Genomic DNA, 23,370 nt, shown 5'->3' on the forward strand with positions numbered 1-23,370 from the left:
GCATAAGAACGAATAGCCCTGTGATAATTTTTTGCGCTTTATTTTTCATTTTTTTACTACAAAATAAATGTAACTAATCCTCTATCACCTTCGTTCACCATACGTTCAATTGTTTGTCGCATCCGTTTTTTGGCCGTAGATGGAACGGCATCCATTTTATAGCGTATTCCTTCTTTTAACACTTCATGTAGCGGAGTTCCAAAAAGCTGTGTGTTCCATAAAGCGTCACGATCATGTAAATAAGCATGATTTAAATCCTTAAGCAATTGTTGACTATGGAATTCAGAGCCAATTAGTGGCGCAAATTCTGATTCCATATCTACACGAATGATATGATATGATGGCGCTTTTGCCTTCATACGCACACCATAAAAATTATTTTGTTTAATGAGCTCTGGTGCTGTTGGCTCAAACTCCTGCATCATCGGCAATGTTACACCATAACCAGTCGAATCTGCTTGACTAATAGCATTTTTAAAGCGTTTTTGCGCCTCTTTTGCTTCTGCTGCCTCTTTAATAAAGAGTAGCCAATCTCGCTTCGTCTCAATTGGCTCATCTAGCCATTCATTGCAAACCGACTTATATAGCTCACTTTGTAATGACACTCGAATGACCGCGGTCCCAACACCAGCATCCACATGTACCACTTCACTTTGGTCAATAAAATCAATGGCTTTAAAGGCATCTGACGCCTGCTGTACATCCCTAATTTTCATAACAGATGACAACACTTCTTCCATCGAATCAATTAATGCAACATTCAATGGGTGTGTTGCATCTAAAACATCTAACCAATCTGGTTTTTCCACCTCAATTGTTCGAACTGGAAATTCAAATAATGCCTCTTGCAAAATATACTGAATATCAGATGCACGCATTTGATCGATTGAAGTAGCAATTACTGGAACATTATAGCGCTCAAATAGCTCATTTCGAAGCTGTACCGTTTCCTCTCGCGCTGGCATTTGGCAATTTAATACAACAACAAAAGGTTTTCCAATTTCCATTAATTGCTCTACAATTTCCTCTTCAGCCTTCTCTGCCGCACGGCGACTTATGCCATTTACCGTGCCATCTGTTGTTACAACAATTCCTATATTAGCATGGTCACGAATAACTTTATCTGTGCCTATTTTCGCTGCTTCTTGGAAAGGGATAGGCTCTGTATGCCAAGGTGTATGCACATATTTTGGCCCGTTTTCATCCTCATAGCCCTTAGTACCTTCAATGATATAACCAACGCAATCTGCTAAACGAATTTGGAACGTCATTTCATCATCACCGACCGCAATACGTGTTGCTTGGGCAGGCACAAACTTCGGCTCAGCAGTCATAATGACTGGCCCCGGCGAGCTTTGTGGCAACTCGTCTTGTGCACGCATTCTTTCTGTATCATCCACAATATTTGGTAACACGACCGCTTCCATAACCTTTTTTACAAATGTAGATTTACCTACACGTACTGGACCGACAACACCAATATAAACATCGCCATTTGTGCGCTCTGCAATTTCTCTAAATACTGCTTCACTCAAGGTTTCTGCCTCCTTTATCTACGCTTTTTCACTATATGCGAGCGGTTAGATAAATATGAAAAGCCCCTCACAAATGTAAGGGGCTTATTGTCTAATCTTTTTTAGTTTTGGATTCAGACTCTTGAATTGCTTTTTCTCTAGCTTTTTCTCTAGCTTTTTTTGCATCACTATTATAGGCGTCCATAAAATAAATTGGCTCACCTTTTTCATCTACTGTATATGGTATAGAATAAGCTGGTACTACTGGATATTTATCAACAAGTAGCTGACGAATATCATCTCCTGGCTTAACATCAGGCTTGTCTTCTTTTAGTAGTTGACCTAAGTCGATGGAATAGTCGACATGCATTTCGCCATCGCCTGTCATAAATATTGGTAATTCGGTACCAGAATAGGGGCTTTTCACAGTTACATCTGTTTTATAGCCCAAATCTTCAAAGTTAATTTGATATACATTATCTGAAGTTGCACCTTTTATCGGTAAATATTGGGTAGAAAGTTTACGAATATTAATTTCTCGAATTCGCTCTGCAGCATTTAAATCTACCAATTTTACTTTCGCTTCATTCTCAGGATCCCAAATAATATACTGGAAAATTCCACCCTTTTCATAAGCGTTCCCTGGTATTTGTGCAAGATATTTAGGCATTAGTTTTTCAAAATCAATTAAATATTTTATATATAAATCTGTATCTAGCTCGCTATTTTTAATTGGAACTAGTCCACCAGTTGCTTCACGGTATTCATCAACCGCACGCTGAACCGCAGCTAATTGGTCAGTATCAGGCACTAATTTTGCCCTTTTTTCGTCTTCTGGATATGCACAACCTACTAGAAGTACGGCGGTTACTATTACCAAAAGAAAAGCACTTAGTTTTTTCATGTTACTTCCACCTCATCATTTTTTATGCTGGCCATGTAGCTACAATTAGTACCATTAAAAATGTGCCAAGTCCAAATAGTATGTATGCAATTAAATTTACGATTGTACGTAAAAAAACGTTCGAAACCTTATTACGAGCTAAATAAATTAAACCGACAGATATAATCATAAAGCCGATACAATAAAATGATACCCACATTACATCAAGCGCAGGCAAATGTTCTAACGGACCCATTCAAGACAACCACCTTTCTTCAACGTCACAAAACAATCAAAGTATATTATACTATGTGCTTTCGCTAAAAAGAAATAGTTGTCCAATAACTATCATCAAATGGACAACCTTTATAAAATAAATATTCAATTAATAGCGCACAATAAGGCGTCTCAGCTATTCCCTGAGACCACCTTATTTATGTCCATTTTATGACAAAACTAATCAAATAGATTAGGTATATTGATTAACCTTATTTATCCATTTTTATTAATTTAGTATATCATGTCATCGATTTCTCGCTTTTTCATACGCATCATTAATGCATCAACCGCCACTTTCGGTTCTATATCACTAAATAGAACACTATAAAGTGCCGTAGTTATTGGCATAGCAACATCATGTTTCTCTGCTAGTTGATAGGCAGCTTTTGTTGTGCGTACCCCTTCAACAACCATGCCCATTTGTTCAAGCACCTCTGGCAGTTTCATTCCTTGCCCTAGTAAATTACCTGCGCGCCAATTACGAGAGTGCACACTTGTACATGTGACAATTAAGTCCCCCATACCTGTAAGTCCTGAGAATGTAAATGGATTTCCTCCCATTTTAACACCCAAACGTGAAATTTCAGCCAACCCTCGCGTAATAAGTGCAGCTTTGGCATTATCACCATAATTTAAGCCGTCAGAAATACCTGCAGCTAATGCGATAACGTTTTTTAATGCGCCACCTATTTCTACGCCTATCACATCTTTGTTTGTGTAGACACGGAAAAATTGGTTCATAAATAAATCCTGCACTTTTTCTGCAGCTTCAATGTTTGCACAAGCTGCTGTAACAGTTGTCGGGTGATGTAAGACAACTTCCTCTGCATGACTTGGTCCTGAAAGCACAACAACTTCTTCGACAAATTCAGGTGGTAAACTTTCTACTAAAATTTCTGAAATTCGTTTCAACGTATCTGGTTCAATACCCTTCGATACATGAACAAACAGTACTTTTTTATCGAGTGTTGCGATCATTTTTTCACATACTTCTCGAATAGCCTTAGTAGGCACGGCTACGACAATTATCTCAGAATGAGCAACGGCCTTAGCAATATCGCTTGTCGCATACAAATTTGTCGGTAACACCGTTTCAGGTAAATACTTCCTATTTGTATGCAGGTTATTAATTTCTTCAGCTTGATCTGTTCGATGAGTCCATAGAAGTGTATCATGCCCATTTTCTGCAAGCACCATCGCAAGCGCTGAACCCCATGAGCCTGCCCCTAACACACAAACTTTTTCCATTCAAAAACCTCCCTTGTTTAGAAAAGACAATTCACTCATATTAGTTTCAAAAAATGCTAGAGAAAGGCTTACAACAGTAAGGCTTTCAAAGCAATCTTATAGTAGACTTTAGAAAAATTGTTCTTTCCTCTCTTGTAAAAAGACGCCACCCAACAAGTATTGTCGGGTTGGCGTATTGTATGTGTATATTTTTCCTAAGCACGAGCACGGGAAATTAAACGAATTGGCGTTCCTTCAAAATCAAATGTTTCTCGAATACGATTTTCTAAAAATCGTTCATAAGAGAAATGCATTAGCTCTGGCTCATTAACAAACACCACAAAAGTAGGTGGCTGTATCGCAACTTGGGTAGCATAGTAGATGCGAAGACGGCGGCCTTTATCAGCTGGTGCTGGGTTACGTGCCACCGCATCCTCAATCACTTCATTAAGGATAGATGATTGAATACGCATTGCATGGTTTTCACTTACACGTTGTACAATCGGCAAAATTTGATGTACACGCTGCTTTGTATTGGCTGATACAAAAATAATTGGCGCATAGTCTAAGAATAAGAAATGCTCGCGAATTTGCTGTGTAAAGACGTTCATTGTTTTTTCGTCTTTTTCAATAGCATCCCATTTATTAACAACGATAACAATAGCTTTTCCAGCTTCATGCGCATAGCCTGCAATTTTTTTATCTTGTTCTTGAATGCCTTCTTCAGCATTTAGAACGACTAAAACAACATCAGAGCGTTCAATTGCACGTAACGCACGTAAGACAGAATATTTCTCTGTCGTTTCGTATACTTTCCCTTTTTTACGCATACCTGCAGTATCTATAATGACATATTCCTGATCATCATACTCATAAGGCGTGTCAATAGCATCTCGAGTAGTACCTGCGATATTACTAACAATAACGCGGTCTTGGCCTAAAAATGCATTTACCAATGAAGATTTTCCAACATTTGGACGACCGATTAACGAGAATTTAATGACCTCGTCTCCATATTGTTCTTCATCTTCCTTAGGGAAATGTACTGCACATTCGTCCAATAAATCCCCTAAGCCTAAGCCGTGAGAACCAGAAATTGGCCAAGGCTCACCAAAACCAAGCGCATAGAAATCATAAATCATCTCACGCATATCCGGGTTATCAATTTTATTCACTGCTAATACGACCGGTTTTTTTGTTTTGTATAAAATTTTAGCAACTTGCTCATCAGCAGCTGTTACACCTTCACGACCATTTGTCATAAAGATTATAACGTCCGCTTCATCAATGGCTATTTCTGCTTGTTGACGAATTTGCTCTAAAAACGGCTCGTCCCCAATCTCAATACCACCTGTATCAATAATATTAAAATCATGTGTTAACCACTCTGCCGAACTATAAATACGGTCGCGTGTAACTCCTGGAATATCTTCCACAATCGATACACGTTCTCCAACGATACGATTAAAAATCGTCGACTTACCTACGTTCGGACGACCTACGATGGCTACTACTGGTTTCGTCATCTGTACTTCATCCTTCCAACTTCTTGTCTTTCGCTATTATACACGAAAAATGCCATTATATCATATCATATCCATAAAAGAGCGCGCTATGTACGGTTCTATTCATTTCTCTGGGAATTTTTTCATCGTTACCTCTTCAATCTAGTGGTGCGATGTGGCTATCCTCGCTTTGACTCTATTCAACTCTTTGATTCTTCTATCCTTTTCCTCCATAAAAAAGCGAGGACACAAACTGTATCCTCGCTTGTCTAGTTTATTTAAAATTTTTCAGTTTATCGCCAATGACATCACCGAAAGAGAAGCCTGTGTTTTCTTCTGGTAATTCATAGTCGATTACTTCCTCTGCCTCGGGATTTTCAAGTAAATCCTTAATGCTTAATGCCAATCGGCCTTCTTCAGCATTTACGTCAAGCACTTTCACCTGTACCTCTTGTCCTTCTTTTAGAGCTTCGTGTGGTGTGTTAATATGCTTATGCGCGATTTGTGAAATATGCACTAAACCTTCTACACCTGGGAAAACTTCCACAAATGCTCCGAATGAAGTAAGTCGTTTTACTTTGCCATCTAGCACTGTACCTTTCGCGGCACGCTCATCGATGTTCGACCAAGGACCAGGAATCGTTTCCTTAATGGATAGCGAAATACGCTCATTTTCTGGGTCTACAGAAAGGACTTTCACCTTTACCTCTTGTCCTTCTGATAAAACCTCGCTCACATCGCTCACATGCTCATGAGACACTTGTGAGATATGCACAAGGCCATCAATACCACCAAGGTCAATGAATGCACCAAATGATGCGATACGCTGTACTTTACCGTCTAAAACATCGCCAGTTTTAATTTGATTAATGACATTTTTCTTTTGAGAAGCTTTTTCAGATTCCACTACAGCACGATGTGATAAAATTAAGCGATTTTTTTCTTTATCAAGCTCTACAATTTTAAAGCTAAGAGATTTGCCTTTATAGTCTTCAAAATCATCAACAAAGTAGTCTTCTACTAGGGAGGCTGGAACGAAGCCACGTACTCCTAAATCTACGACAAGACCACCTTTAACAATGTCTTTTACTTCCGCTTCGAAAATTTCCTCAGCGTTGAATTGTTGCTCAAGAGTATCCCATGCTTTTAAAGCATCTACTTTACGTTTTGATAATACATAGTTTCCTTCTTCAACTTTTGTAATCATCAACTCCAACTCATCTCCAACAGAGATTACGTCAGACGCTTTTTCAATGTGTAAGCTGGATAATTCACTTATTGGCACAATACCGTCAAACGGTGCACCTGGAATTGAAACAGTTACCGCTTTTTCATCAACCTGCTCTGCAATACCTTTGACGATATCACCTTCGTTAAACGTTTGTTCTGCATAGTTCATTTCTTCAGACATATGTAACCCTCCTTCGCATCTTCCCTTACTATTTTATTCGATATTGAAGACAAAGACAAAAATAAATCCTTTAAATTCAAAAAATGTCTGAAATTTTTGGATTTATATCATTTTTTCTTGCGCTAATTTTAAAATGGCTAGTGCTGCTTCATCAATTGACAATGCTGTCGTGTCTAAAAATATGGCATCTTCTGCTTGAATTAGTGGCGATGCTTCACGTTCGCTATCCATTTTATCGCGCAGGGCAATTTCTTCTTGAAGCTTTTCAATGGAAGATTCAATTCCTCGTTTTTGATTGTCAATAAAACGACGTCTTGCTCTCTCTTCTACAGTTGCAGACATAAAGATTTTTAGTTCTGCATTCTTTAATACATGCGTAGCAATATCTCGCCCATCCATAACAACACCACCGTTATCCGCAAGCTTTTGTTGCTGCTCTACTAATAGTTCACGTATTTTAGCATGAGCCGCTACTTGTGAAACCGATGAAGTTACCTCATTTGATCGAATTTCCGCCGACACGTTCTTCCCGTCTAAAAAAACAAGCTGTCCTTCAGAAGAAGGCTTTAATTCAATTATGCTTGATGCTAGCATTTCTGCTAATTTTGTTTCATCATCTAAATGTATGTTTTGTTGCATTGCTTTATACGTCACAGCACGATACATAGCACCTGTGTCGATATAAGTAAATCCAAGTGCCTCTGCAACAATTTTCGCGATTGTGCTTTTTCCAGCACCAGCCGGTCCATCAATCGCAATTTGAATGTTTTTCTTCATAATTCTCCCTACTTTCTATCACACCATATTGTATCATAAAAAAGCCCTCTTCAAGGAGAGGGCTTTCTTAAATCAAATTACTAATCAATTTGAAGGTGTGTAAACTACCTACAAAAATCCATGGTATTTCTACTCATCAATAAAGGTTGGGAAGACCAATCAATTATGCCTCGGCATAATTGCGTCCGGAATCGGCTTTGTGCTTAGGCCTGCGTGATGCAGGTCAGTTAGCCGTTATCGCTTGGATGCGATGATTTTAGGCTAACATCCTTTATTAATTCCTTTCCGATTCCGTGATATCCGCCGGAGGCTTTAACTTCTATCAGCGGGTATTTGTACCTGCTGATAGAAGTTAATAAGCGTAAAAAATCAAGCATCAAAAGGATTTATTTCTTTACGACGATTCACTAACTGACGTTCAAAGCAGAAACGAACAATATGCTGTTGGTCTACTTCATCAGTATCTGTTAATTGTATAGTTGCCATTTTTTTGTCATCTTTTTCGAATATACGAACAACCATCGCATCCGTGGTCACGTATTTTACATCCCCATTGGTAAATGGTAAAACGATTGTTAACTGAACCTCATCATCATCTTGGAAAGCAATTGCCCCTTTCAAGATAACTGCTAAACCACCTGCGCTAATATCTGCTGTTACTAGCTGATATTTGTAATCTTTAAACTGTATCGCTACATCCACAGGCGTTTCCACACGTACATATTCACGACGTTGAATTTTGATAAAGTCATCTGCCTTTGGACAATGCAACATAATCATAGGTATATTGCCAGATTTACGTCCAATCACTTCAGTATTGAAAGCAAATGATTGTTTATCCTCTGTGCGAAAAGTTGCTCTAAATTCAGAACCATCTATTAAAAAAGCTGTTTTCTTTGTAGCAACATTTATTGGATAATCGATGTAAATAATATTTTCTTTTTGTTCTACAACTTTACAGCGGAATATTTCAACACGCTCTGTATAAGTTGGTTCAAGTTCTAATTGTGTACCAATTTTTATTTCCATGAGCATCTCCCCGAACACAAATATACCTATATTATCGCATGAGATGCCCATTTTGGCTATATTAACTGGTATTTTTTTCTTATATTACGTTAAATATTCCACTTTTAAAACATTGTGATTTTCAGCGTCAATAACAATTCTAAATGTTTCTTGCGTGTTTTTATCACGGACCGCAATTACCTCATAACAAAGACGTTGTTCGAATTGACCGTTATCTGTATAAATATTTCTTACTTCTTGTACTTTCACATCGTCATCGAAGAAAGTTTTCCAATCAATCGGTTTTGGAGTTTGTGGTTTAATCGTCTCTGCCTGAATATATTCCATCGCATTTGCACCAAGTAACTCGCCTGTATCCTTAGCAAGTTTTAATTGCACCCCATCTGCATAAATCAATGCATTATCGCCAGGGTGCACACGTGCAAATGTCACATGCCATGCTTGATGGTTTTCACGAGATTCCACAAATGCAACATCATTCATGCCAAGTAGTTTTAAATATTCTTCAGCTTTTTTCATAATTTCATCTTGTGATAGCCTTGCTTCATCTACTGGACGTTCCACTAAATAAGATATTAAATGTCCACCCTTTTCCGTTAGATCTACGTATCCTAATCGAATACCTTGATGGAATTGGATATGATAAAACGGATATGGTGCAGTATCGCTACTTTTTGTAACAGTAAATGTTGCATCTTTTATGATTGGGAATAAATGTTTTACTTTTTCCAATGCTTCTTTTTCAGTAATGGTTGAATCTTGTAATGCTTTAAGATCTATTTTTTTCTGCCAATCTGATTCACTTAATGTAAGTGGGAAGTCTTTTTCACTGTAACCCTTTAATGTCTTTTGTACATTATCAAATGTTGTAGTTGGGTTCTTAGTATCTACTTGTCTTAACCAGACATCCATCTTACCGTTGTTTTTATAAAAATCTACTGTTGCAGCTGACCATTCATCTGAAAGTGATTGTAAATTTGTAGAGACTTGTGGCATTTTTTCTCGCCAAGCTTGATAATCACCAGTTTTAGATGTTTTCTTTGCCTCATCTCCTAGGCGCCCTAAGTAGCTTAGCCAGTCGTTCGACATTCCCTGCCCGATAGGAATATTCGACATAGAAGATTGAACGTCAGAGCTTAGTCGCCAAACAGATTCTAACTCATTGTGAATGGCATCGTCATCTCGAAACAATAGAGATTGTGAAACAGCTCGTTGTAGATGCGATAATTTCTCAGATGCATCCGTTAAATTATCCGTGTACTGAGCTAGCACAGTACGTTGTAGACTTACATTTTTTCCGTGCATATTTATGCTATAAGCCCCTAAACCAATAACCGCGGCAGTGAGTATAACGAGCATCGTTCTCATTTTTTTCCTCCTTTCTTATGAACAGAAAATGTGTTCTCCAATTCGTTTAATTTGAGGTCGTGACCATATCCACTTACTAGTTGCTGTTTTCGGATTAAAATAATAGAGTGCATTTTCTGAAGGATCCCATCCATTCATAGCGTCAAGAACCGCTTCTTTTGCACGTTCATTTGGTTCAAGCCAAATTTGTCCATCTGCCACCGCAGTAAACGCTAGTGGTTGGAAAATAATACCTGAAATAGTATTTGGGAATTCAGGACTTTCCAAACGATTTAAAATAACAGCCGCTACAGCCACTTGACCTTCATACGGCTCTCCCCTAGATTCACCATAAACCGCATTCGCCATTAACTGTACATCTCTGTCAGTATACTTTGGAGGTACTTGAGTTTTAGTCCCATTATTATTACTACTACCACTACTTTTACCTCCACCACCACCGCCGCCGCCAGTGTTTGTTTTCACTTGCTGTTCAAGTGGCGTACCACCATAATAGGTAAATTGATTTCCTGCATTTAATTGCGCTTTTACCCATCCTTCATCATAATCTGAATATCCTGATAAAGCTTTTTTAGTTTTAGCACCGGCTATTCCATCTACTGGTAAACCATATTTCTCTTGGAAAATTCGTAAAGCCCAATATGTGTTATAGCCAAATTTGCCATCAATTTTACTTTTATAAAACCCTAAGTATTGTAGCCTTGCCTGTAGCTCAATTACATCATCTCCATAAGCACCACGAGAAATCTGTTGCCCGGTAAATGCAATGGCGTCATTTTGCGGAATAGCAAATATACTAATCCCCAACATTAAAGCAAAAATTATGCTTATTAAACGCATGATCATCACTCCTTTTTTTCATAGCTTGAAACAAACGACTCATTTTATACATATAAATTTTGCCTCGGTAAAATTGCGTCTGGAATCGTCTTTGTGCTTAGGCCTGCACGATTGAGTTCCTCTATTTCAGCTACAGGTGTTTGGACACCGGCTGAAAAGTAACTTAAATCCGTATTCATCTCACCACCTATAGAAGAAGATTTGCTGAAAGAAGTTAAAAAATAGAAAAGCGCAGAAATCTTTTTTAGATTTCTACGCTTTATATTTTTTTATGCATATGCAAATGTTGTACTAGGTGATAATGAGCAAGCTTGACTTTTCGTAGCCCAAACCACCACAAAAATAGCATAAAAGGTATCATTAAATATACCCAATAGCCTTTAAATGATAAAATTGTATTATATAGAATGTGTAATACTACCGGTGCACAAAGCGCCATAGCAATCATTTCTTTCGTCTTTGCAAGCTTTGAAAACTTGGCACGTCCATAATAATAGCCCATTACAACACCGAACAAAGCATGACTTGATACAGGTAATAATGCACGCATAAATGCAGTATCCAAACCGAAAGAAAATAAATAAAGCACATTTTCTATCGTGGCAAAACCAAGAGATATACTTGCACCATACAGTATGCCATCATAAGGATCATCAAATTCTACATGATTATAGATTGCGATTAAAAGCACAAACCATTTAAAAAACTCTTCGACTACACTAGAGAAAACTACATCTTGTAGATAAAAATATCGAAAGACCCCTTCCTCTGTTAGTACATATTGTAAAAACAAGATTGGGAACGTTAAAAATGCGCCATACAAAAACGTTTGAAGTAAAGTTCTTCTTGGCTCAGTTGCCATCTGATTGCGCAAATAAAAGTAACTGAAAAGCGCTAGACCGGGAGCAATGGCAGCTGATAATAAAATGATCATGATGCCGGCTCCTTTCAAAAATCAATTTCGCCTTGACATAATTATGTTAAGATTTTAAAATTCGTGACATCCTTCTAATGCTTTTGGCCAACAGTGTTTTTTGCGCGACAGCGTTAGCCGCATAATGTTGGTCAACTTTGGCGGTTTCGTAGGATGTAAAATTCCTTAGCCTAGTTTATCTTTTTCTGTCGATACATTAAAAAATACATTTGTATGTCTCATGCGGAAAAACTACTGTGACATTAATCTTCCGTTTTCGACAAAAAAATATCTGTTACATGAAGATAAACTGCTATTATTATACCATGATTTGACTTAAAACTTTTTAAAAGGAGATATTTATTTTTTATGAAAAAAACAATTTTATTAATTCATACAGGTGGAACTATTTCTATGGCGATGAGCGATGAAGGTGCGGTTATGCCAAACAAGGAAAATCCTCTAATGAAGGAAAGCAGCAAACTTGATGCACTTGCCACAATTATTGAAATGGAGGCTTTTAACCTCCCATCACCACATATTACACCAAAAGAAATGCTTAAATTGCGTAATCTTATTATCGAAAAAGTTGCTGAGGAGAAAATCGACGGTGTTGTCATCACCCACGGTACTGATACATTAGAAGAAACAGCTTATTTTTTAGAGTTAACGACTGATTTATCAATTCCTATTGTTTTAACAGGTGCAATGCGCTCTTCAAACGAACTTGGTGCAGACGGAATTTATAATTTAGTAGAAGCCGTTCGCGTAGCAGTAGATGAAGAAGCCCGTGAAAAAGGTGTACTTGTTGTTATGAATGACGAGGTCCATCTAGCTGTTAACACTACAAAAACAAGCACTAGTTCTGTCAATACCTTTCAGTCTCCTCAATATGGCCCGATCGGACTTATTACAAAATCAAGAATATTGTTTCACCATGCCCCTATCAGCCGTCAATATGTAGATATTGATGGATTAACAAAACGAGTAGCCATGCTGAAAGTGTATGCTGGCATGGAAGTTGACTTACTTGATGTAGTACTCGCATGTAAATATGACGGCGTTGTGTTAGAAGGCCTTGGACAAGGCAACGTCCCTCCAACAGTTGTTAAAGGTATTGAAAGTCTTTTAGAGCGCGGTATTCCTGTTATACTCGTATCCCGTTGTTTTAATGGTATCGCAGAAGGTGTTTACGGCTATGTTGGTGGTGGCAAAATGCTCGAAGACTTAGGAGCTATATTTGCAACTGGTATTAATGGTCAAAAGGCGCGATTAAAATTATTAATTGGACTAAACAAAGTTGGAACTCCACTTGATTTAAAGGACTTCTTCATGTAAGACTAATGTATTCAATATTCTCTTAAGTTTATGTATCTACAATTTGCTTATAATAATTCAAGATATTATGTAAATGATTGATTGCTATCTCAAAATCCGGCTGAATAACAGACAGTTGTATGAAACTTCTTTGACGTAAGTATTGGCTATCCGCATGAACATACAAACCATTTAAATTCAAATCTCTCTGTAGATTTGCCAAAGCCTTAGGAAGTTGTAACGTGATTAGCATCGGATACTGTCTAGTTGAAACTTGATAGTGCATAAATGGTAGCTGCAGCAATGTTTTAAAGCGTTGCCGTAGCTGTCCATACCTTTCCGGATAAGCTTGTAATGCTGTAGAAACATTTGCAACAAGTACTGCTGGCAATGTAAACGGAATCGCACCTTGTTGGTAATTAGCTAAATCGAGATAAGCAGGTAATGTTGAAGAAGATTTCACAACGTTTTGCGAAAAAACAAAAGCCAAACCACTGAGCGCACCAATTGCTTTTCCACTCACCGCAGTCGCTAAATAACAATCTTTTAAAGAAAATGGCATTGCTCCGAAAGAGCTAATGCAATCAATGCAAAGCTTTATATTATAACGATTAGTAAGCTGTAAAATTTCCTTTAAATCATTACATGTACCAGTCGACGTTTCTCCATGTACTGCAAGAAGCCATTGATAAGCTCTTTTTTGCAAATAAGAGTCCAACTTATTTGTATCAAAGGAACTTCCCCAATCTTGTTCAACTACATCAAAATCTAATGACCATCTCTCTGCTTGCTTTCGAAGACGTTCTCCAAACTCACCATTTGTTAATATTAGTCCACGCCCTAATTGTTGAGCCTTCAATTGCCCTAGCATAACTTCATTTGCCAATGTCCCAGTTCCTACAATTGTAGCTACATGCGCTGCTTCTGATAGTTGCAGCAATTTATTTCTCATTTGCTCAAATAATGATTGAAAGCCTAATGAACGATGAGAAAGCTCAGAATACATAAATGGTTCGTTTTGTTTTACTGGACCTGGATAAAATGTATGGCACTCCTTCGCAAGTCTTTGCTGCAAAGACTTTTCAAACTGCTGTCTCGATAGTACCATTGGTAAAAATAAAGCATCCTCTGTCCCTGTAGCAGGTGCAAATTGGGTAAATCCCATTTGCTTATAAAGTTTCTCCTCACGAGTAGTACCTGAAATAACAGCTGCCGAATAACCTTTTTCGTAGGCAAAAGCAGTTAAAGCCTGTGTCAATTTCAAAAGTACTCTTCCTGTTCGATACGCCTTCTTGACGGCAAGCAAGCGAATTTCACATAGCTTAGTACTAATCTCTTTTGATAAATACTGCTCAACCTTTCCTATCTTTTCATCAATTGAAAACGGCCTTTTCTCTCTAAATGCTAGCATGCCTATAAGTTCTATTCCTTTATAAACAACAATATACGTATTTTCATGATGAAAACGGTCCACTTTTTTTCTTTCGGAGTTAGGCTTATGCTGTGGAATTTCTTCGACAAAGGTTTCATAATTTAATCGTGCAATTTCCTCAAACTCCGCTTCTGTATGCGCAATTTTACACCAATACATATAATCACTTCCTTCTCTCTAAAGCCTCTTTAATATTTGACACATGCTTAATAAGCATAAAGCTTATTGCTACTAGTATCGGTATGTATAACAGTAATTTATCTGTATAAACAATCGCTCCAACATATAAAACAATGCCACCTAACATACTAAGTGTTAAACTTCTCGTTACAATATGCGTAATAGCTGTTCCTACAACCATCATTAAAAATAAGCTCGGAGATAATGCCAGACCTACACCTATAAAAGTTGCTACTCCTTTTCCCCCTTTAAATTTAAGCCAAAACGGAAACATATGACCAAGCATTCCTAAACAAGCACCTAGCACTATTTCCCATTCTTCGAAATGCAATAAACGTCCTGCACCGACAACGAGCGCACCTTTTAAAGAATCCCCTAAAAAAGTCCATAGAAAAGCACCTTTCCCAATTACACTGCCAGCATTTCGAGCCCCTAAGTTTTTACTTCTTTCTTCCTGTAAATTAACACCATACGCTTTTCCAACGACATATGCCGCCATAAAGTTCCCTACAATATAACTTAGAAACCAATATAATCCAAGCATTCTTTCACACCTTTTTTATCAGCTTCGATTAGAGAAATTATGTCTTATCACCATAACGCGGGGTTGATTTCCGTTCCGACTGGGCGCTTCGGCTCTTCTTTCCGTCGCTTTGACCTCTATCCGTCGCTCTGGCTCTTCCATCCGTCACTTCGACCTCTATCCGTCGCTTTGACTCTTCTTTCCGTCGCTCTAGCTCTTCCATCCGTCACTTCGACTCTTCTTTCCGTCGCTCTAGCTCTTCCATCCGTCACTTTAATAAAAGCTGTATAAGCTTACATGCCTATACAGCTCCTATTGTTATTTTGCTCTTTCTACAATTGTCTTGGCAATACACTCGCCATGGAAGCGACCATTTTCAATAAAAATTTCATTGGCATTATTTCCAGCTGCAATAACTCCTGCAATAAATAATCCTTCTACATTTGTTTCCATAGTTTCTGGATTAAAGAAAGGACGGCCCGTTTCATAATCAATAGAGACACCCATTGCTCGAATAAATGAATGATCTGGGTGATAGCCTGTCATCGCAAAAACAAAATCATTTTTTATAGTTTTCTTGCTACCATCAATTTCTACTACGACCTCATGCTCACGGATTTCCAGTATATTTGTATTGAAATGCATTTGGACTTCTTCATTTCGTACTACGCCTTCAAATTCTGGTAAAACCCACGGCTTGATGCTAGGTGAATACTCACTACCACGATAGGCCACAGTGACGCGAGCTCCAGCCTTATTCAACTCAAGCGCCGCATCTACTGCCGAATTTTTCCCACCTATGATAAGAACATCTGTATCAAAAAATTCATGTCCCTCTTTAAAGTAATGGAAGACTTTCGATAATTTCTCACCTGGGATGTTTAAATAATTCGGATGGTCATAGTAGCCTGTGGCGATCACCACATAAGGTGTTATATAAACCTCTTTATTTGTCGTTACTGTAAACACCGTTCCATTTTTTACAACGCTTTTTACCTTCTCGAAGCGGTTTACTTGAATATCCTTCAAACGCACAACTTCTCGATAATAAACTAGTGCTTGATTTCGCTTTGGTTTACGACCTTCAATAATAAAGGGCACATCACCGATAGCTAGACGTTCACTCGTACTAAAAAAAGTTTGATGCGTAGGGTAATTGTATATTGCATTTACGATATTTCCTTTTTCAATGACAATTGGCTTTAATCCACTATTTTGCAAGGCTATTGCTGCTGCTAAACCACATGGGCCTCCTCCAACAATAATTGCATCTACTTGCTGCATTTCTTGACACTCCTATCAACTTTGTATCAGCAATTTGCTCATACTTTACTTTCAATAATCGGGCTTTTACCGAATAAATCCTTATCCTTCCATTATACGCCTTCTCTCGAGTTTTGGTCGTTTATTTACCCGAAATTTTAATGTCAATAATATGACACTGTGGTCTCGCACCAAGTCGGAAAGGTAATAATGTCGTACCATAGCCGTTACTTACTAACGTCATCACACCTTCACGCTCCCTATATGAGCCATTAGGATGCACACCGTACGGGCCAATTCTAATTTGACCACCGTGTAAATGCCCACCAATCATTAAATCTGCTCTAAATTTTGCACGGACTCTTGCAAAAACACCAGGGTTATGTGAGATGAAAACAACTAGGTCTTTCTCTTCTACCTTTGCAAATGCTTCATCAAAGCTATATTTCATTGTAGATGTGTCTTCAATTGCATTTAGCCAAAAGCGGTTATTTTTAGGTAGTAATACAGCATCATTGGCGATGATTTGAACACCATGTTCCTGCAAAATACTTCGTAATCGCTCTTCACCTACTTCTCTGTCATTATTACCCCATACAAAATAAGTTGGTCCTAACGGAGTTAATAATTTTAGATTGTCATGAATACGTTGAATAGGTGTGCGTCCATCCGCAAAATCCCCACCAATAATAACAGCATCAAATTGACCATCTAACTGCTCAATCATCTGGCGGTTAATTTTGCGTAAATGTGTATCCGAAATAAAAAATAGTCGGATTTTTTCCTGTTCACCCTTTAATAGCAATTGATGATGTAAAACATTGTTTTCATGTGCCACCTTCAACATATAAAGCAGGAACGCAATGACTACTAAAACAAATAGCCCAAAATAAATCATGCCCTCACATCTCCTTACGACAGCAAAAAGACGATTCGTTGTAATGAAGAATCGCCTTTTTCCTAAATCAGACGTACGCCTCAACCATATTGGTGTTAACGTTTGTCCATTATTTTATACTAGAAAAACATCATTGCCAAAGAATGACACCCGCTTTTCTTATGGTAACTTAATCACTTGCCCAATCATTACATTATTTGAAGACATACCGTTTGCTGCACGAATTTTCGCTAGTGTTGCTTCACTGCCATCACCGTAGTGATTCAATGCAATACGATATAGATTTTCATTTGCTTTTACAGTATGGGTACCTGCTTTTGCGGATTGTTTTGCTTCTTCTGTTTTGCGTGATTCCTCAGCTTTACGCGATTCCTCAGCCTTTCGTGATTGTTCCGCTTTTCTAGCCTCTTCTGCTTGTGCTATTCTAGCTTGCTCAGCTTTTTTAGCTTCCTCGGCTTTTCTAGCTTCTTCTGCCTTCTTGGCTGCTTCGGCCTTTTTCGCTTCCTCAGTTGCCTTCTGCTCAGCTGTTACTTTCTCAGCGTCTTTCTTAGACGGTTCCTTTGCTTTATCTTTTTCCGCTTTACCTTTGTCTGCTTTATCGTCTTCTTTTGCTTTGTTTTTGTCAGTTGACACAGGTACCTCATCTTTATCCCCTGACTTAGCAATTTCTACAATTTGATCCTTAGATTTTTGTTCAGCCTCTTCAATTGTTGTTCCAGGTTCATAGAATTTTAAAAAATAGACTAATATCGATAATGGAATTAAGATAAAAATTACAAAAAGAATCGTCATTAATGGCGGTTTTCGTTTTGTATTTTTTGGCTTTTTATCGTTATTACTCCCATTTTTATTCATTCTTGAAACTCTAGATAAAGCTTGCTGTTCTTTTTGTTCTTCTTCAAAAGATTGACGATGTTCTTCGATTTTATCGCGATAATCTTCTTTACTCATTCGCCGTTCCTCCAACCTTACTACGCTTTCTATCATTCTATTATGACGAATTTTGCGAAAAAAGTAAATGACCGTCAGTTTTAGTCTAAAAAGGCTCCTCACCTAACTTAAGGTTGATTTCCGTTGCGACTCGGTGCTATTCTGGTACATTAGACGTGTTGTTTCTGAATGACAGCCTCAGAAACGGGTGCCGTCTGTGATACTATTCCTCAAGAATTCCCCCAAAATTTCACTCTAATCAACTAATCAAAGACAAACGTAACAAAATGTCATCTCAAACTTCCGGTGAATGAACCTTTAACAACCCATTAAGAGTTGCTTTAACCGACTTTCCCATGGGATCATTTCTATTTTCTTCTTTTCTTTTAAGCGTACCTTATTGATTTCATCATAATGGATTCCACAATTTTCACAACAGTTTTCCGGTTTTTTCAACAATTTTTGCCCAAAATACCCGACTAGCTGTGTGCGAATACAGTCTTTTGTCCGAGTAATTTTATGCATTTTATCGACAGCACGATATTTTTCCAGTGCTAAATGATTTAAACGCACTTTAACTTGTTCCATCGTTTCTTGTTGCAGCCAGTAATCAAGCACACGAAAAGCGGTCTCACTTAGCTCTCCATTTTTCAACATTTGTGAAGGGTGTCCTTGTTGATTTAGGAGTTCCTGATAACGATCGACATGACCAGCTGTTGGCAAATCGCCTGTTACAACAAATTTCGCAAGTTCCTCATCACCATCACTATAAAGTAATATTGCGAGAGCTGGTTGACCGTCACGCCCTGCACGGCCAATTTCCTGCATGTAATTTTCTACATTAGCTGGCATCGTTTCATGGATAACCTGACGAATATCCGGCTTATTGATACCCATCCCAAAAGCATTGGTAGCCACAATCCAGTCGAGTTCCCCGTCAATAAATTGTTGTTGAATAAACTGACGGTCTTCAGCACCGTAGCCTGCATGATATGCTGCCGCTCGTATACCAGCCTGTATAAGCGCTTCGCTATATTGTTCAGCACGCTTCCGCGAAGACATATATAATATACCCGGTCCTGACGTCTCTTTAACATGTTGCATAATCCAGTGTGTTTTATCTACCCTATCCTCAAATACAACACGCCCAAGATGAATATTAGGCCGATCCACATTGTACAAAAACTCAAATGGTGTATCTAGCGACAATGTATCTCGTATATCATTGACTACTTTATTCGTCGCAGTCGCTGATAATGCTAAAACCGGTGGACGATTTACTTGTAAAAACCATTGTCCAATTCGTAAATAATCTGGTCGAAAATCAAAGCCCCACTGAGAAATACAGTGTGCCTCGTCCACTACGATTAGTCCTAGCTGCATTTGTGAAAGCTTGTCTTGAACTTGTTGCTGTAAAAGCATCTCTGGTGACGTAAAGATAAAACGATACTGCTCTAAAAAATGTAATACATATCGTTTTTCACTTACGGTTAAAAATGAATTTAAGGCAACCACTCTCTTTTCACCAAAGCGTTTTAGCTCCTCTACCTGATCCTGCATTAGAGAAAGTAAAGGAGAAACAATTAAAACTGGCTTCTGCAAGATATATCCTGGTAGCTGATAACAAAGTGATTTCCCCATTCCTGTTGGTAATAAAGCAATAACATCTTTTTCTTCTAGGATTGCTTCAATGACCTCTTTTTGGCCTGGACGAAATGTTGTATAGCCAAAATACTTTGCTAACGTTTGTTCAAGTTCCATTTATACTTCTCCTTTCGCGAGGACAAGCCTTAACTGGAAATAACTCATACCTTCAACTACTTCATGCAATGTTTTCAATTTTTTGGTTTGATAGTGTTTCGATGCCTGCCAAACTTTTTCCGCTTCTTCATAAGAGACGAATGGACCAATCGAAAAGTTCGGTTCATTCATGGCTAATTCCACCAAATGATCCTCAATTGTACTTTGTTTTAGTTTCCTTATTTGCACAATCTGTTCAATTGAAAAGCCTTGCTCATATAAATGTGCTGTTTGCTGCGTTGAATCGGTTAGTAATGCTTTTACTCTTATTCCCTCTGTCGTTTTTCCAAGTAATGGATAATCATTTGTCTGATGAACTGCATTTAATAACGTATGTAGCAATTCTATAAACGCTAGTTGACTATCTAAAACTGTTTCCTGACGTTCACTGGCAAGCTGTTGCCACGTCCATCCTGGTAAACTATGACCACTCAACCGATAGAGGACAAGCTGTTTGTTGGCCTCTGATAAAGGTAACACAGAAAGCACCTGTTCGCATTCCTCCAATAATTGCTGCTGTAAAAGCCCATCTTGATAGTTATGCTCGACTAAAAATGTACGAACCCAAGACTGAATATTCGTATCCCTACTAATAGGAGAAAATGAACGAACCCCACCACTTTGAAAAGATAAACTTTGTACAATTAACGAGAACCTCGCAAAAAATACATGCTCATTTCCCCTATAGTGCCATCCGTCAAATAAAAAACCAGGCGTCTGCTCCGCTCGTTGTAAACCTAGCTTTTTCATGGAATAGTGACCAGATTCTTGCATAGTTAACCAACTATTTTGTAAAAATGAAGTTACGGCTTCATCAAATGTCTTCCTAGGTAACTTAGGTAAGAGCCCAAAATAATTATGTAATTGAAATAGGCCGATGTCTTGAATTGTCTGACCTGAGCGCTTTCCTCTTAATACGTGATAAGCAGCAGAAATTGTTCGTTCGTTATTTAGTTTTTGAAAGATTTGCAATAAAATTTGATGAAACATAGACGCAAATTCCTCCAATTTAATAGTATTTATGTTGAAAAGTAAGATAAACATCTTTAAAATGAGTATGAAGCTTTGTAGGAACATGTAAAAGGAGAGAATGAAAAATGGCTAAATTCACAATTGTTGATAAAGATACATGCATCGCTTGTGGCGCTTGCGGAGCCGCAGCACCAGATATTTATGACTATGATGATGAAGGGATTGCCTTCGTTATTTTAGATGATAACATGGGAACTGCTGAAGTTCCAGAAGATCTACTAGAAGACATGCAAGATGCTTTCGAAGGATGCCCAACTGACTCAATCAAAGTAGCAGATGAAACTTTTGATGGCGATTCATTAAAATTCGAATAGTTTTTATACTTCATTAGTATCTATAAAGGCATCCTTAACTGGGTGCCTTTATTTGATTCCTCGTGACAAACACTAAAGTTAATCTCCCATGGGATATACATACATCTACTGGATTCGTCTCTAACATAGCAGAGATGAATTTTTTTTGTACTTTCCAACGTAAAGTTTGTCACTCTTTTCATCTTGTTATTGCAACCATTTTTTATGTATGATAAGATTTTAGTAGTTGGTACTAATAACAGATATTATTTCGTAAAGGGGTTCTTATAGATGATGGATAATTTACTACAATTAAAAGATAAGAATATTGTCGTAATGGGCGTGGCAAACGATCGAAGTATTGCTTGGGGTATCGCAAAACGTTTATTTGATGTAGGTGCAAATGTTATTTTCACATATCGTCAAGAACGTTCATTAAAAAAATTACAAAAACAATTAGAAAATATCGGTCAATCTGATTCACTGATCGTACAATGTGATGTCAACAGCGACGAAAGTACAAAAGCAGCTTTCGATGAAATCGGTACAAAAGTAGGCGTTATCCACGGTATCGTGCATTCAGTGGCATTTGCCAATGCAGAAGATTTACACAATCGCTTCTTAGATACAACTCGTGATGGCTATGCATTTGCACAAGATACAAGCGCCTATTCTCTTATTTCAGCAGCAAAGGCCGCACATCCTTATATGACTGAAGGCGGTTCTATCGTAACAATGAGTTACTTAGGAGCAGAGCGTGTCCTTGATGGTTACAACGTAATGGGTGTAGCGAAAGCTGCATTAGAAGCATCTATGCGCTATCTTGCTGCAGATGTTGGTAAAGATAATATTCGCGTTAATGCTATCTCAGCTGGAGCGATTCGTACACTTGCTGCAAAAGGCGTTCCTTCTTTCAATACAATTTTACACAAAATTGAAGAAACAGCTCCATTAAAACGTAATGTTCAACAAGACGAAGTGGCAGATATGACAATCGTGATGCTTTCTCACTTATCACGCGGTGTGACAGGCGAAACGATTTACATCGACGCAGGCTACAATATTATGGGATAAATTCAAAGAAGCATGGAAGATCGTCATTGATCTCTCATGCTTCTTTGTTTCGTATTGTACTTCAGCTTTTCACAACTGTTATTTTAGTACCTTTGGGGCTGGATATTCAAAGCCCTTTGTATCCACTTCTACTTTTTTCATCTGCTGATCTTTTAATGGTTTTTCACCATCTCGTTCAGCAGCAGCTATAGCATCTACTGTTTCCATCCCCTCGATCACTTTTCCAAAGGCAGCATAATCACCATCCAGCTGCGGTGTATCCTTTACCATAATGAAAAATTGAGATCCTCCAGAATTCAGATCCTGCGAACGAGCCATTGAAATGACACCACGTTCATGCTTCAAATCATTTTTAAAACCATTTTTTGAAAACTCACCTTCTATCGAATAGCCTGGGCCACCCGTACCATTCCCTGAAGGATCTCCACCTTGAATCATAAAATCAGGGACAACTCGATGGAAAATAAGACCATCATAAAAACCTTTTTTAACTAAGGAAATAAAATTAGCTACCGTATTCGGCGCTGTAGAAGGCTCTAATTCGATAACGATTTTTTCATCATTGTTCATCGTAATCGTCACAATTGGCTTTTCCTTCACTTTTGATGAATAATCCGTATTTCCTTCCGATTGCCCACTTTCTTTAGCAGCTCCACAACCCGTCAAAACAAATGCTACCGCCAAAAAAGCAAAGACAGTAAAAAATCCTTTATTACGCGCGAACATATTCTTTCAACTCCTCTTGATCACTAGTCTACTCATTATATTATCAAATAGTTTACGACAAATCATTTTTATATTAATTACTCAAACTTCGCACCAATATAAATCGGTTTAATCATTGAGCTTGTTTGGTTCTTTACAATTTCAATAGGATTCTTG

Annotated in this window: 23 protein-coding genes; 3 read left to right on the top strand and 20 right to left on the bottom strand. The window is 38.0% G+C overall.

Annotation, left to right across the window (positions count from 1 at the left end; all coding sequences use genetic code 11):
• Positions 1 to 56: 56 nt before the first annotated feature.
• The 12 genes from spoIVA to prsW form a co-directional block, all read right to left on the bottom strand.
• Positions 57 to 1,535 (bottom strand): stage IV sporulation protein A, encoded by a 1,479-nt coding sequence (gene spoIVA, locus AMS59_RS04655; RefSeq protein WP_053482583.1) that lies wholly within the window; start codon positions 1,533 to 1,535, stop codon positions 57 to 59.
• A 91-nt stretch (positions 1,536 to 1,626) separates the two neighbouring features.
• Positions 1,627 to 2,418 (bottom strand): hypothetical protein, encoded by a 792-nt coding sequence (locus tag AMS59_RS04660; protein ID WP_053482584.1) that lies wholly within the window; start codon positions 2,416 to 2,418, stop codon positions 1,627 to 1,629.
• A gap of 22 nt (positions 2,419 to 2,440) precedes the next feature.
• Positions 2,441 to 2,653, bottom strand: coding sequence for a DUF2768 domain-containing protein (locus tag AMS59_RS04665; RefSeq protein WP_082337379.1), 213 nt, complete (start codon positions 2,651 to 2,653; stop codon positions 2,441 to 2,443).
• 254 nt (positions 2,654 to 2,907) lie between these two features.
• Entirely contained in the window at positions 2,908 to 3,924 is a 1,017-nt protein-coding gene (locus AMS59_RS04670; RefSeq protein ID WP_053482585.1) for an NAD(P)H-dependent glycerol-3-phosphate dehydrogenase, read from the bottom strand.
• A gap of 194 nt (positions 3,925 to 4,118) precedes the next feature.
• On the bottom strand, positions 4,119 to 5,429 hold the full coding sequence (gene der, locus AMS59_RS04675) for a ribosome biogenesis GTPase Der (RefSeq protein WP_053482586.1): 1,311 nt from the start codon (positions 5,427 to 5,429) through the stop codon (positions 4,119 to 4,121).
• 253 nt (positions 5,430 to 5,682) lie between these two features.
• The gene (gene rpsA, locus AMS59_RS04680) at positions 5,683 to 6,819 is read right to left on the bottom strand and encodes a 30S ribosomal protein S1 (RefSeq protein WP_053482587.1); all 1,137 of its coding nucleotides are present in this window, start codon (positions 6,817 to 6,819) and stop codon (positions 5,683 to 5,685) included.
• A 102-nt stretch (positions 6,820 to 6,921) separates the two neighbouring features.
• Positions 6,922 to 7,596, bottom strand: coding sequence for a (d)CMP kinase (gene cmk / locus AMS59_RS04685; RefSeq protein WP_053482588.1), 675 nt, complete (start codon positions 7,594 to 7,596; stop codon positions 6,922 to 6,924).
• A gap of 369 nt (positions 7,597 to 7,965) precedes the next feature.
• Complete coding sequence (locus AMS59_RS04690) at positions 7,966 to 8,625, bottom strand: flagellar brake protein (RefSeq protein WP_053482589.1); 660 nt, start codon at positions 8,623 to 8,625, stop codon at positions 7,966 to 7,968.
• A gap of 84 nt (positions 8,626 to 8,709) precedes the next feature.
• A complete protein-coding gene (locus tag AMS59_RS04695; protein WP_053482590.1) occupies positions 8,710 to 9,993 on the bottom strand; it encodes a PepSY1/2 domain-containing protein in 1,284 nt (427 codons plus the stop codon).
• A 15-nt stretch (positions 9,994 to 10,008) separates the two neighbouring features.
• The gene (gene sleB / locus AMS59_RS04700; RefSeq protein WP_053482591.1) at positions 10,009 to 10,833 is read right to left on the bottom strand and encodes a spore cortex-lytic enzyme; all 825 of its coding nucleotides are present in this window, start codon (positions 10,831 to 10,833) and stop codon (positions 10,009 to 10,011) included.
• A gap of 44 nt (positions 10,834 to 10,877) precedes the next feature.
• Positions 10,878 to 11,012: a hypothetical protein gene (locus AMS59_RS26615; protein ID WP_255349997.1), complete on the bottom strand. Its 135-nt coding sequence runs from the start codon at positions 11,010 to 11,012 to the stop codon at positions 10,878 to 10,880.
• A gap of 80 nt (positions 11,013 to 11,092) precedes the next feature.
• The gene (prsW, locus tag AMS59_RS04705; RefSeq protein ID WP_053482592.1) at positions 11,093 to 11,767 is read right to left on the bottom strand and encodes a glutamic-type intramembrane protease PrsW; all 675 of its coding nucleotides are present in this window, start codon (positions 11,765 to 11,767) and stop codon (positions 11,093 to 11,095) included.
• Positions 11,768 to 12,115: 348 nt separating this feature from the next.
• Between prsW and AMS59_RS04710 the strand changes: the two genes are divergently transcribed.
• Positions 12,116 to 13,084, top strand: a complete 969-nt coding sequence (locus AMS59_RS04710; protein WP_053482593.1) for an asparaginase — start codon at positions 12,116 to 12,118, stop codon at positions 13,082 to 13,084.
• Positions 13,085 to 13,112: 28 nt separating this feature from the next.
• On the opposite strand, the gene AMS59_RS04715 is transcribed toward AMS59_RS04710, so the two are convergent.
• The 7 genes from AMS59_RS04715 to AMS59_RS04745 form a co-directional block, all read right to left on the bottom strand.
• Complete coding sequence (locus tag AMS59_RS04715; protein ID WP_053482594.1) at positions 13,113 to 14,654, bottom strand: aminotransferase class V-fold PLP-dependent enzyme; 1,542 nt, start codon at positions 14,652 to 14,654, stop codon at positions 13,113 to 13,115.
• A gap of 4 nt (positions 14,655 to 14,658) precedes the next feature.
• Entirely contained in the window at positions 14,659 to 15,219 is a 561-nt protein-coding gene (locus tag AMS59_RS04720) for a glycerol-3-phosphate acyltransferase (protein WP_053482595.1), read from the bottom strand.
• 297 nt (positions 15,220 to 15,516) lie between these two features.
• A complete protein-coding gene (locus AMS59_RS04725; RefSeq protein ID WP_053482596.1) occupies positions 15,517 to 16,482 on the bottom strand; it encodes a YpdA family putative bacillithiol disulfide reductase in 966 nt (321 codons plus the stop codon).
• 121 nt (positions 16,483 to 16,603) lie between these two features.
• Entirely contained in the window at positions 16,604 to 17,359 is a 756-nt protein-coding gene (locus AMS59_RS04730) for a metallophosphoesterase (protein ID WP_053482597.1), read from the bottom strand.
• A gap of 159 nt (positions 17,360 to 17,518) precedes the next feature.
• Positions 17,519 to 18,310 carry a LysM peptidoglycan-binding domain-containing protein gene (locus AMS59_RS04735; RefSeq protein WP_053482598.1) on the bottom strand — a complete coding sequence of 264 codons (792 nt, stop codon included), beginning with the start codon at positions 18,308 to 18,310 and terminating at the stop codon, positions 17,519 to 17,521.
• A 297-nt stretch (positions 18,311 to 18,607) separates the two neighbouring features.
• On the bottom strand, positions 18,608 to 20,050 hold the full coding sequence (locus AMS59_RS04740; RefSeq protein ID WP_053482599.1) for an ATP-dependent DNA helicase RecQ: 1,443 nt from the start codon (positions 20,048 to 20,050) through the stop codon (positions 18,608 to 18,610).
• On the bottom strand, positions 20,051 to 21,079 hold the full coding sequence (locus tag AMS59_RS04745; RefSeq protein WP_053482600.1) for a helix-turn-helix domain-containing protein: 1,029 nt from the start codon (positions 21,077 to 21,079) through the stop codon (positions 20,051 to 20,053).
• Positions 21,080 to 21,186: 107 nt separating this feature from the next.
• Between AMS59_RS04745 and AMS59_RS04750 the strand changes: the two genes are divergently transcribed.
• Complete coding sequence (locus AMS59_RS04750; protein WP_053482601.1) at positions 21,187 to 21,435, top strand: ferredoxin; 249 nt, start codon at positions 21,187 to 21,189, stop codon at positions 21,433 to 21,435.
• Positions 21,436 to 21,705: 270 nt separating this feature from the next.
• Positions 21,706 to 22,488 carry an enoyl-ACP reductase gene (locus AMS59_RS04755; RefSeq protein ID WP_082337380.1) on the top strand — a complete coding sequence of 261 codons (783 nt, stop codon included), beginning with the start codon at positions 21,706 to 21,708 and terminating at the stop codon, positions 22,486 to 22,488.
• 78 nt (positions 22,489 to 22,566) lie between these two features.
• Here the strand turns inward: AMS59_RS04755 and AMS59_RS04760 are convergent, their stop codons facing one another.
• Positions 22,567 to 23,214: a peptidylprolyl isomerase gene (locus tag AMS59_RS04760; protein WP_053482602.1), complete on the bottom strand. Its 648-nt coding sequence runs from the start codon at positions 23,212 to 23,214 to the stop codon at positions 22,567 to 22,569.
• Positions 23,215 to 23,370: the final 156 nt, after the last annotated feature.

Origin of the sequence: Lysinibacillus sp. FJAT-14745, assembly GCF_001275675.1 — a bacterium.
Taxonomy (GTDB): domain Bacteria; phylum Bacillota; class Bacilli; order Bacillales_A; family Planococcaceae; genus Lysinibacillus.

What these genes read in the sequence shown, in the direction of transcription:
- AMS59_RS04660 (WP_053482584.1), bottom strand. Translation starts at nt 2,418, where the DNA reads ATGAAAAAACTAAGTGCTTTTCTTTTGGTAATAGTAACCGCCGTACTT.
- AMS59_RS04665 (WP_082337379.1), bottom strand. Translation starts at nt 2,653, where the DNA reads ATGGGTCCGTTAGAACATTTGCCTGCGCTTGATGTAATGTGGGTATCA.
- AMS59_RS04670 (WP_053482585.1), bottom strand. Translation starts at nt 3,924, where the DNA reads ATGGAAAAAGTTTGTGTGTTAGGGGCAGGCTCATGGGGTTCAGCGCTT.
- der (WP_053482586.1), bottom strand. Translation starts at nt 5,429, where the DNA reads ATGACGAAACCAGTAGTAGCCATCGTAGGTCGTCCGAACGTAGGTAAG.
- rpsA (WP_053482587.1), bottom strand. Translation starts at nt 6,819, where the DNA reads ATGTCTGAAGAAATGAACTATGCAGAACAAACGTTTAACGAAGGTGAT.
- cmk (WP_053482588.1), bottom strand. Translation starts at nt 7,596, where the DNA reads ATGAAGAAAAACATTCAAATTGCGATTGATGGACCGGCTGGTGCTGGA.
- AMS59_RS04690 (WP_053482589.1), bottom strand. Translation starts at nt 8,625, where the DNA reads ATGGAAATAAAAATTGGTACACAATTAGAACTTGAACCAACTTATACA.
- AMS59_RS04695 (WP_053482590.1), bottom strand. Translation starts at nt 9,993, where the DNA reads ATGAGAACGATGCTCGTTATACTCACTGCCGCGGTTATTGGTTTAGGG.
- sleB (WP_053482591.1), bottom strand. Translation starts at nt 10,833, where the DNA reads ATGCGTTTAATAAGCATAATTTTTGCTTTAATGTTGGGGATTAGTATA.
- AMS59_RS26615 (WP_255349997.1), bottom strand. Translation starts at nt 11,012, where the DNA reads ATGAATACGGATTTAAGTTACTTTTCAGCCGGTGTCCAAACACCTGTA.
- prsW (WP_053482592.1), bottom strand. Translation starts at nt 11,767, where the DNA reads ATGATCATTTTATTATCAGCTGCCATTGCTCCCGGTCTAGCGCTTTTC.
- AMS59_RS04710 (WP_053482593.1), top strand. Translation starts at nt 12,116, where the DNA reads ATGAAAAAAACAATTTTATTAATTCATACAGGTGGAACTATTTCTATG.
- AMS59_RS04715 (WP_053482594.1), bottom strand. Translation starts at nt 14,654, where the DNA reads ATGTATTGGTGTAAAATTGCGCATACAGAAGCGGAGTTTGAGGAAATT.
- AMS59_RS04720 (WP_053482595.1), bottom strand. Translation starts at nt 15,219, where the DNA reads ATGCTTGGATTATATTGGTTTCTAAGTTATATTGTAGGGAACTTTATG.
- AMS59_RS04725 (WP_053482596.1), bottom strand. Translation starts at nt 16,482, where the DNA reads ATGCAGCAAGTAGATGCAATTATTGTTGGAGGAGGCCCATGTGGTTTA.
- AMS59_RS04730 (WP_053482597.1), bottom strand. Translation starts at nt 17,359, where the DNA reads ATGATTTATTTTGGGCTATTTGTTTTAGTAGTCATTGCGTTCCTGCTT.
- AMS59_RS04735 (WP_053482598.1), bottom strand. Translation starts at nt 18,310, where the DNA reads ATGAGTAAAGAAGATTATCGCGATAAAATCGAAGAACATCGTCAATCT.
- AMS59_RS04740 (WP_053482599.1), bottom strand. Translation starts at nt 20,050, where the DNA reads ATGGAACTTGAACAAACGTTAGCAAAGTATTTTGGCTATACAACATTT.
- AMS59_RS04745 (WP_053482600.1), bottom strand. Translation starts at nt 21,079, where the DNA reads ATGTTTCATCAAATTTTATTGCAAATCTTTCAAAAACTAAATAACGAA.
- AMS59_RS04750 (WP_053482601.1), top strand. Translation starts at nt 21,187, where the DNA reads ATGGCTAAATTCACAATTGTTGATAAAGATACATGCATCGCTTGTGGC.
- AMS59_RS04755 (WP_082337380.1), top strand. Translation starts at nt 21,706, where the DNA reads ATGATGGATAATTTACTACAATTAAAAGATAAGAATATTGTCGTAATG.
- AMS59_RS04760 (WP_053482602.1), bottom strand. Translation starts at nt 23,214, where the DNA reads ATGTTCGCGCGTAATAAAGGATTTTTTACTGTCTTTGCTTTTTTGGCG.